17 protein-coding genes and 1 pseudogene are annotated in these 7,533 nt (G+C 39.4%); 10 read left to right on the top strand and 8 right to left on the bottom strand.

Annotated features, from left to right (window positions below):
* The first annotated feature begins 8 nt into the window (after positions 1–8).
* The 3 genes from HZC45_09575 to HZC45_09565 all read left to right on the top strand — a co-directional run bounded on the left by HZC45_09575 (position 9) and on the right by HZC45_09565 (position 799).
* On the top strand, positions 9–266 hold the full coding sequence (locus HZC45_09575) for a hypothetical protein (GenBank protein MBI5683386.1): 258 nt from the start codon (positions 9–11) through the stop codon (positions 264–266).
* A gap of 159 nt (positions 267–425) precedes the next feature.
* Complete coding sequence (locus HZC45_09570) at positions 426–632, top strand: transposase (protein ID MBI5683385.1); 207 nt, start codon at positions 426–428, stop codon at positions 630–632.
* Positions 629–799 carry a hypothetical protein gene (locus HZC45_09565; protein ID MBI5683384.1) on the top strand — a complete coding sequence of 57 codons (171 nt, stop codon included), beginning with the start codon at positions 629–631 and terminating at the stop codon, positions 797–799. The genes HZC45_09570 and HZC45_09565 overlap by 4 nt, the downstream gene beginning before the upstream one ends.
* A gap of 2 nt (positions 800–801) precedes the next feature.
* On the opposite strand, the gene HZC45_09560 is transcribed toward HZC45_09565, so the two are convergent.
* Both HZC45_09560 and HZC45_09555 read right to left on the bottom strand, forming a co-directional pair.
* Positions 802–1,065 carry a hypothetical protein gene (locus tag HZC45_09560; GenBank protein MBI5683383.1) on the bottom strand — a complete coding sequence of 88 codons (264 nt, stop codon included), beginning with the start codon at positions 1,063–1,065 and terminating at the stop codon, positions 802–804.
* The gene (locus tag HZC45_09555) at positions 1,058–1,336 is read right to left on the bottom strand and encodes an AbrB/MazE/SpoVT family DNA-binding domain-containing protein (GenBank protein ID MBI5683382.1); all 279 of its coding nucleotides are present in this window, start codon (positions 1,334–1,336) and stop codon (positions 1,058–1,060) included. Before HZC45_09555 ends, HZC45_09560 begins: the two co-directional genes overlap by 8 nt.
* 185 nt (positions 1,337–1,521) lie before the next feature.
* Here HZC45_09555 and HZC45_09550 point away from each other — a divergent pair, with 185 nt between their 5' ends.
* Positions 1,522–1,941: a DUF433 domain-containing protein gene (locus tag HZC45_09550; protein ID MBI5683381.1), complete on the top strand. Its 420-nt coding sequence runs from the start codon at positions 1,522–1,524 to the stop codon at positions 1,939–1,941.
* The gene (locus HZC45_09545; protein ID MBI5683380.1) at positions 1,938–2,288 is read left to right on the top strand and encodes a DUF5615 family PIN-like protein; all 351 of its coding nucleotides are present in this window, start codon (positions 1,938–1,940) and stop codon (positions 2,286–2,288) included. The genes HZC45_09550 and HZC45_09545 overlap by 4 nt, the downstream gene beginning before the upstream one ends.
* Before the next feature lie 76 nt (positions 2,289–2,364).
* Here HZC45_09545 and HZC45_09540 read toward each other — a convergent pair.
* Positions 2,365–2,685: pseudogene (locus HZC45_09540) on the bottom strand (DUF560 domain-containing protein).
* A 32-nt stretch (positions 2,686–2,717) separates the two neighbouring features.
* Positions 2,718–3,197, bottom strand: a complete 480-nt coding sequence (locus tag HZC45_09535) for a YHS domain protein (GenBank protein ID MBI5683379.1) — start codon at positions 3,195–3,197, stop codon at positions 2,718–2,720.
* A gap of 125 nt (positions 3,198–3,322) precedes the next feature.
* Here HZC45_09535 and HZC45_09530 point away from each other — a divergent pair, with 125 nt between their 5' ends.
* On the top strand, positions 3,323–3,550 hold the full coding sequence (locus HZC45_09530) for an antitoxin family protein (protein ID MBI5683378.1): 228 nt from the start codon (positions 3,323–3,325) through the stop codon (positions 3,548–3,550).
* Positions 3,547–3,960, top strand: a complete 414-nt coding sequence (locus HZC45_09525; GenBank protein MBI5683377.1) for a type II toxin-antitoxin system VapC family toxin — start codon at positions 3,547–3,549, stop codon at positions 3,958–3,960. Before HZC45_09530 ends, HZC45_09525 begins: the two co-directional genes overlap by 4 nt.
* Positions 3,961–3,998: 38 nt before the next feature.
* Here the strand turns inward: HZC45_09525 and HZC45_09520 are convergent, their stop codons facing one another.
* From HZC45_09520 to HZC45_09510, 3 genes are read right to left on the bottom strand one after another with little or no spacing between them, the layout of a single operon-like run.
* Positions 3,999–4,490, bottom strand: coding sequence for a DUF2242 domain-containing protein (locus HZC45_09520; GenBank protein ID MBI5683376.1), 492 nt, complete (start codon positions 4,488–4,490; stop codon positions 3,999–4,001).
* A 57-nt stretch (positions 4,491–4,547) separates the two neighbouring features.
* A complete protein-coding gene (locus tag HZC45_09515) occupies positions 4,548–4,841 on the bottom strand; it encodes a hypothetical protein (protein MBI5683375.1) in 294 nt (97 codons plus the stop codon).
* Between the two features lie 32 nt (positions 4,842–4,873).
* Positions 4,874–5,998, bottom strand: coding sequence for a hypothetical protein (locus tag HZC45_09510; GenBank protein MBI5683374.1), 1,125 nt, complete (start codon positions 5,996–5,998; stop codon positions 4,874–4,876).
* A 181-nt stretch (positions 5,999–6,179) separates the two neighbouring features.
* On the opposite strand from HZC45_09510, the gene HZC45_09505 reads away from it, so the two are divergent.
* Together HZC45_09505 and HZC45_09500 are read left to right on the top strand one after the other, a co-directional pair.
* Entirely contained in the window at positions 6,180–6,389 is a 210-nt protein-coding gene (locus HZC45_09505; GenBank protein ID MBI5683373.1) for a hypothetical protein, read from the top strand.
* Positions 6,377–6,646, top strand: a complete 270-nt coding sequence (locus HZC45_09500) for a type II toxin-antitoxin system RelE/ParE family toxin (GenBank protein MBI5683372.1) — start codon at positions 6,377–6,379, stop codon at positions 6,644–6,646. Before HZC45_09505 ends, HZC45_09500 begins: the two co-directional genes overlap by 13 nt.
* A gap of 15 nt (positions 6,647–6,661) precedes the next feature.
* Here HZC45_09500 and HZC45_09495 read toward each other — a convergent pair whose 3' ends face one another.
* On the bottom strand, positions 6,662–7,165 hold the full coding sequence (locus tag HZC45_09495) for a DUF560 domain-containing protein (GenBank protein MBI5683371.1): 504 nt from the start codon (positions 7,163–7,165) through the stop codon (positions 6,662–6,664).
* 106 nt (positions 7,166–7,271) lie between these two features.
* Between HZC45_09495 and HZC45_09490 the strand changes: the two genes are divergently transcribed.
* Positions 7,272–7,451, top strand: a complete 180-nt coding sequence (locus HZC45_09490; GenBank protein MBI5683370.1) for a hypothetical protein — start codon at positions 7,272–7,274, stop codon at positions 7,449–7,451.
* The last annotated feature ends 82 nt before the right edge of the window (positions 7,452–7,533 follow it).

Raw genomic sequence — 7,533 nt, 5'->3', positions numbered from 1 at the left:
TTTTATGAATGATTACAGTGCGGGCATATAACAACAGACGAGGCAAAAAAATCATTATTGATTTGGACAAGGAACTTTCAGAAGAAGGCATTAAGTTTTATCCGGGTGTGAGTTACAGGCATCTTATGGTTTGGAATGGCGGTTCAGATGCCGCTAAAATGGAGACAACCCCTCCGCATGACATAACAGGAAAAGAAATCACTGCTCATCTCCCAAAAGGTGAAGGCTCAAAAAAACTCATACAACTGATGAATGATATAGGATAGAAAAAGTGGACGCCAAAGTTTGGTATAATATACAAAACTGGAGGTGTTCAGATGGAAAGGTTACCGTATGGAAGGTACACGAAGGAATTTAGGCAGGGGGCAGTAAAGCAGATAGTATAGGAAGGTTTGTCAGTGCATGAGGCGGCAAAGAGGTTGTCCTTGGCTTCGTCAACCCTAAGCAACTGGGTCAAGGCATATAAGGCAGGCAAACTTGGGGAAGTAGGCAAAAACTACAGACCGCTGACGGAATTAGAGATGGAATTAAGGAATGCGAAGAAAGAATTGGCAGAAGTAAGGATGGAGCGTGACATCTTAAAAAACGCGGCAGCGTACTTTGCGAAGGAGTCGCAGCGAGGTGCGCGATGATAAAAGGGATGCGGCTCAAGTATTCGGTGTCAGCATGCCATTTGAGCGCCGCACTTGGGACATGGTTTGTTTTTTGCGATGCGGGGTTGGTTGTGCTTGTAGTTGCAGGTGTAGCATTTTTCTATCCTAAAGATTGCCATGTTTTGTATCCTGATATGATTATGTAATGCTAAAATCTATCAATCAGTTCGTGTGTCCCGATAAAATATAGTTTGTAGATGTTTCCTTCTTGTTTAAAAACACATCTATAGCCTTTGTCTATATAGAATTCCCAGAAATCACTGCCTTCCAGTCTATGGATTTGTAATGATTTATGCAGGGGGTTTTCTTTTAAAAACTTCGGTTGTTTCTTAAACTTTTTTTTAATCTCTTTCGGCAGTTCGTCATACTGAGAGAAAAAATCAGGCTCTATATCTACGGCAATTTTATTCATCTTTCAGGTCGTTAATCAGGCTGTCTATATTCTTGTATCGTTTAAAATTTCCAGATTTAAAATTTTCGTCTGCCTTTCTTGTTTTTTGCTGAATCTCTTTGCTCCAAAACCATGCCTGACTGCGAGGGATATTTATGACAGGATGGATTACAATCTCTTGTCCGCGGGCTATAACTTCTACCCTTTCCCCTACTTTTAAGGGTATTTTTTCCCGCACATCTTCCGGTATTGTAACTTGATATTTTTCTCTGACTTTTACTGTGGTTCTCATATTTGTTTATCCCCTATATGGTGTTACTGTATTACTATAATACAGAATGTTGGTTTTTGTGTCAAGGGGATTTTTTGACAACAGGGGATTTTTTGACCTTTTTAATGACCTTTTTAATGCTTGACATCAATGGTTACTATATTGTAATATAGCGTCATACAATGTAATGTATTTAGGGGGGGAATATGCCAACGGTTCAAAAGAGTATACGGGTTCGGGAAAAAACCCTCAAAGAGATTGAACAAATAGCCCGAGATGCCGGCAAGGAATTTTCTGCTGTAGCAAATGAACTGCTTGAGGAGGCAGTAAGGATGCAGCGATGTCCGGGGATTATCTTTACCGAAGGAACCGCAGGACGAAGGGCGCGGATTGCCGGCACAGGCATTGAGGTTTGGGAGGTTATTGCAGTATACAAAGCCGTTAACAAGGACTTTGACCGCCTGCAAAAATCTTATCACTGGCTCACAGAACAACAGATTAAGTCTGCTATTGGTTATTACAAGGCATATTCTGAAGAGATTGGCCATCTTATAAAACAGAACGAGGAACTGACTGAATGGCATGTTCATAAAAGATACCCTTTCCTTATTAGGGGCAGCCATTGAAATATTACCTTGATGAAGATTTGAGCCCGAAGATTGCAGAGATACTCAGAAAACACAGCATAGATGCTGTAAGCGTCCATGAAATCGGCATGGTGCAGGCAGAAGACATTGAACATCTTGAACGGGCTGCCTCTGAAAGCAGATGCCTTGTAACCCGTAATAGGAATGATTTTATTCGTCTGACCGTTCAGTTTTTTAATGAGCATCGCCATCATAACGGAGTCCTTATAATTCCCCATACATTACCGGGGGATAATTTTTCACTTATAGCCAAAGCCATTATTAAATACGACCAAAAACATTCTAACGATGTAAAATCATACGGCATCGATTTCCTGAACTTTTAGTTTATTTGCCATACACTACAGAAGGCTTACCCACAACCGCTAAAATTGTTATGAGAACAAAACCGTAGCGATGGTCTTACCACCTCCAACTCACCCCTGCTGAATATAGATTTTTCTCATAATCGTATAAGGCAATATTAGACATACTATCCCTTCTCAGATATTCCAGAGAGAGGGTTAGATTATTGATAATGTCCTTTGATATGACAGCGCTTACTGCCCTTTCTATGTCCTTTCTCTTTTCGTCAAAGTATATATTGATGTTTTCATAATGAACCTGTTTGTATTCATAGTCCACATGGAACCTTATATCTTTTGAAAATGTATATTGAAGCCCTGCAATAAACTTATTGCCCTCATAGTCCCAGTTGTCCCCTTGAGCGAATTCTTTGTCGTAGAAATAGTCCTCTACCTATTATGGAGTTTCTTCTATTCTTCTAATCGTGCTTTAATTTTGGGCCACTCACGGTCGGCATAATAAATATATTCAGACATATTTTTAAGCCAACGGTCTTGTACGTCTCTATTGAAGTTGAGATATAATTTTTTTTTATATATGGTCCAAACCGCTCCATCTCCTTTGGCATTTTTGCCATTATACACAGAGAGAGCGCAATGCCCGCCATACTGTGGTACGTATTTTTCGGGATCGGCAATAAAAAGGTCTCGGTTTTCAGGGGATGCGAAGAACCAGACTGTGCCACCCCATTCATAATTATTTTTCACGGAACCCATTATTGCTTTTTGAGTAGTAAAGTAGGCAACCGTATCATACCCTCCAATTGCAACACCTTCTTTTGCGCCACTAATCCAAGACCCTGCCAAACAAACATTTGAAAACGCAATGATCATCAGAACCAAATTTAACACAAATAGCTTTTTCATTTCCTTATCCTCCTTGTTTCTCATGACAAACCCTCCTGAAAATAATATTTAAAGGCCAATGGCCTGTGTATCTCAAAATTTGACAGAAAGCCGCATGTATGATAAATTTCAAATAGATTTGCTATCATAGAGCAGGAGGTGATAAAAATATGCCGCAGACAATAACCGCTATTTTTGAGGATGGCGTTTTTAAGCCATTGGAGAAAGTTGATATGCCTGAACATAAGAGGCTTAAAATAATCCTTGCAAATGAAGTTGAGCGTATTGCTCCGGAAGAATGCAGTCTTATCGGGATAATTGATATCGCAAAAGATTGTTATGATATTGACCTTTCCATCCATCATGACAAATACCTGTATGGCGAGGTTCCGAGTTGAAGGTTTTTATTGATACCAGCGCCTTTTGCGCCCTTGCTATTCCTAAAGACCAGAATAATTCCAACGCCAAAGCCATCCATACTAAACTTCAAGAGCAAAAGGCAATTATTTATACTTCCGATTATATTTTGGATGAAAGCTATACGCTCCTTAAAATGAGAGGCAGTCACACTACTTCCGTTAAATTTATGGACGAGATAGGCAAGAGTCATATAAACATTTTGAAAATCGATGAGCACATTGAAACTGCTGCTAAAGCAATATTCAGAAAGTTTGAAGATAAGAGGTTGAGTTTTACAGACTGCACAAGCTTTGTCGTGATAAATCAGTTCGGGATTGAAGCCGTCTTTGCCTTTGATGAACATTTCAAATACCATCCTTACCCTCATTCTGTAAAGATATTTGGATAAAGCCATTAAAAATAACTTGGTTATTGAACAGCCTCCACTTAAGGCTTTGCCGCTATAACCTTTATCTCCTTCTCAACCGCATCAAAAAACTTCTTGTAAAACTCCGCATCTTCAACGGTTCTCTCTTCCTGTTTAACTTTTGTGGCTTCGCTTCCAATAGGGATTAACCCAAGAGTCAGTCCGAGCCTGTCGGTTTTTGTCCTTATCTTGTCTACATGCTGCACCGCGCTGATATAAACAGTCGCCTTATCGCCTGTGGCTATTACATTTGCATTGATTGTAAGGACGGTGCTGTCCTTGCCGTCTTCAAAATACCTTGCTGCAGTGAATGATTTTGCCTGCAAATCCTCTTTTTCTATCCTGAAGTTCTGGCTCAATACTGCTCTTTTAGCCGCAAGATGACAGGTATCAACAGAGGCATTAAAAGTCCTCACATTCGGCCCGCTGTCTGTATTAAAGACATCCTTATAAACCTGCTGGCTGCAGGCAGAAAGCAGAAGGATAGGCAATAGAAAAAGAATTTTTCTCATAAAATCCTCATGTTAAGGTTATTTTGTTTATATGTCTTCCAACCGATTTGTCAGGTGTTATTTGGGGATTGGGCTTTGATCTGCCCTATGATATATAGTGCCAGTTCTTTTATATTTTATTTGTTTACCGCAAACATCTAACAATACATTTGCATGCCCAAAACCTTCGTCCTTTGAAATAATAGATATCTTGTCTGGTGGACAATCATTGTCAAATGATGCAGTTTTAATAAGGGTGTCAGTACCTCCACCGGCCTTATAATATAAATCAGAAACACACCCTATCAAAGATACTATAATGACAAATGCAATAGTTACTCCTATGACCATGCTAAAAACTTTTTGTCTCATAATAAACCCTCCGATATTGTTTTCTATAATTCTTAAGGCGTTGTTTTGCTTTGGCTCAATGAGCCAGTCATGGTGCCTACTTTAGTGTTTGTAGCATTATCTGTGACGGGTCCGCTATAACTTGGCATTGACAACGAACCATCTTTACTAATTGTTATATTCCCTGAAACATTTACCGCCTGAGTTCCTGCGGGAATAGTAATGGTCATGTTACCTTTTAGGTCTCCTTCTTTAAACCCCTTAGCTGAAACCGTTCCTACAGAGGTTCCTGAGCCTAGTGTATTGTTATGCGTTGTTGGTGTATAGCCGGGCTCTGCTATAGTTCTCCCGCTGAATGAACCTGTAAAATCCCCAGCCCCGGAGTCGCCGCTTATATTAAACCTTGTTCCATCTGTAATTGTGCCAGAATGTGAGCCATACCGCGAACCCAGAGAGTCAGCCGATTGTGTGAAGAGTAAGTCGTATTCCTGCCTGAATTCAACCTTAGTAGGCGTAAGCTGCTGCTGGGCATTGCGGTAAGAGAGTTTAGAGGCGTCGGAAGGGGATTTAGATGTTTCTATTTTTTCTATCGTGATCTGATGTCCTAAACCCACCATCTTTCTTTCTGTAACGATATAGCCTTCTTTAGTTGCTTCAACAGTCAGATCCCTTGTATCGTTTATCATTCCTTTAATTCCGGTGCTTATCTCCTCCAATCCTAATTGTACATTCGCCCATTTCTGATACAGCCTTTCTATTGCATTTAATTCATCTGGTGGAACCTTTGAGAACCTTTCAAGTGTATCTTTAGTTACTTCATCCAGTCTGCCTCCCAACATTGCATTTGTTATGGATTCTGACAATGGCATCTGTGTTAGCATATAAAGAATAAATTGTGATTTGCTTATCTTAAGACTGCCGAGTTTTCCGGTTGATTCCAAGTGCTCAGCCATTTTTTTCATCACTTCCATCTTCACAGCGTTATTTATTTGTTCTTTCGGGCTTAACTGCTCTACAACCGTTTTGACAACCCCTACTACCGGAGGTATTCCAAGTGCTTCTGAAATTGCCTCTGAAGCTATTGTTTTGGTAATTTTTTCTAAAGGCCCGGCATAAGCGGTTGAAACAAACAACAAAGTTATAAAACTTGCGATTAAAGTTCTTAATAATCCTTTCATTTTCCTTTCCCTCCTTCCGTCTCACCCCTCAGGTGAGCAGGGATTATTTTTATAGTTCACACAAACCCTCTCCGCCAATGGCGGATTTTGGGTTATAAACTCAAGATTTATTCATTCTTAGATAAACCCCTTGACTTAAAACCAGCATTTTATTATCCTTAAAATCAAGGAGGTGATGAACATGCCAAAAACCATTGAGGTTCCTGCCATTTTGATAAAAAAGATGTCTAAGGCTGCTTCTGCCTTTCAAGAACTTGAGGATGAATTGGAGGATTTTCTTCTCCTCTCCAACCCAGAGTTCCTTGCCAAGATGCATCGTTCCCGCGCAGACCATCTGGCTGGTAAAACCAGACCCATTGAGGAACTGAAGAAGGAACTGTGTATAGAATAGAAACTACCCCTGACTTTGACAAAGACTTAAAGAACATGGATAGAGATATATCCTCCCGCATCCTTAAAAAGTTAGAATGGTTGAGTCAACACCCAGAGGTTCTTAAGTTTCCTCTGAAAAATCCTCCAAAAGACCTTAAAGGACTCCAGAAATATCGCATTGGTGATTACCGTGTCCTTCTATGGGTAGATCATGGTAAACAAGCAATAACCCTTTACGGTGTTGAACATCGCCGTTCTGTTTATGATGATCTTTAGCCCTTTTAAAAATACCTACCATCTCCAACTCAATCCTATTGAATAAAGATTTTTGTCATAATCATACAGGGCTATATTAGACATATTATCCCTTCTCAAATATTCCAGAGAGAGGGTTAGGTTGTTAATAATATCCTTTGAAATAGACCCGCTTACTGCCCTTTCTATGTCCTTTCTCTTTTCGTCAAAGAAGATGTTGATGTTTTTGTAGCAAACCTCTTTGTATTCATAATCCGCATTGAGCCTTATATCTTTGGGAAATGTGTATTGAATGCCTGTAACAAACTTATTCCCTGAATAGTCCCAGTTGGCGCCTTCTGTATGCTCTCTATCATAAAAATAACCTGCCTTTATGTAGTGTTTGGCATCATTGAATCTCAAGAAATGGGTAAGACCGGCCTCGTGATTTATTGCGTCCCTAAAAATATGAACCCGTCCCCGATTTCCGACCGATTTCCGAAAGAACTGGATTTGTCCCCGAATGTTTCTATCGGGGATAGAAGCCTTCGGGAATGACATTTATGATTTGTGCAACATCTTTTTTATTTTCTCCTTTCAAAAAATTACACAGACGAGGTAATTCAAAAAATTGACTTCCAATTTAAAAGTATGATAGAGTAAAACCATGACTACTCAAGCAATAATTAAAAAAATTGAAAAACTAGAAAGAGAATTAAAAGAGCTGAAAAAACCTAAAAGTATTTTAGGCAAACTTTATGTTGATTCAGATATTCTTAAACAGGCTTCAAAAGCCCTTTTTGATTTTGATATTGAAAAATTTGTTACTAAAAAAGATAGGATATAATCAATGAAGCCGATAAAGTATGCGCGGCATGCAAAAAACAGAATGCGCTGGCATAAAATTTCTGAGGAAGAAGTAGTATCGG

It is taken from the genome of Deltaproteobacteria bacterium (assembly GCA_016223005.1).
Lineage (GTDB): Bacteria > Desulfobacterota > GWC2-55-46 > UBA9637 > GWC2-42-11 > JACRPW01.
The sequence above is the reverse complement of the archived record's forward strand: the minus strand, read 5'-3'. Positions and strand labels throughout refer to the sequence as shown.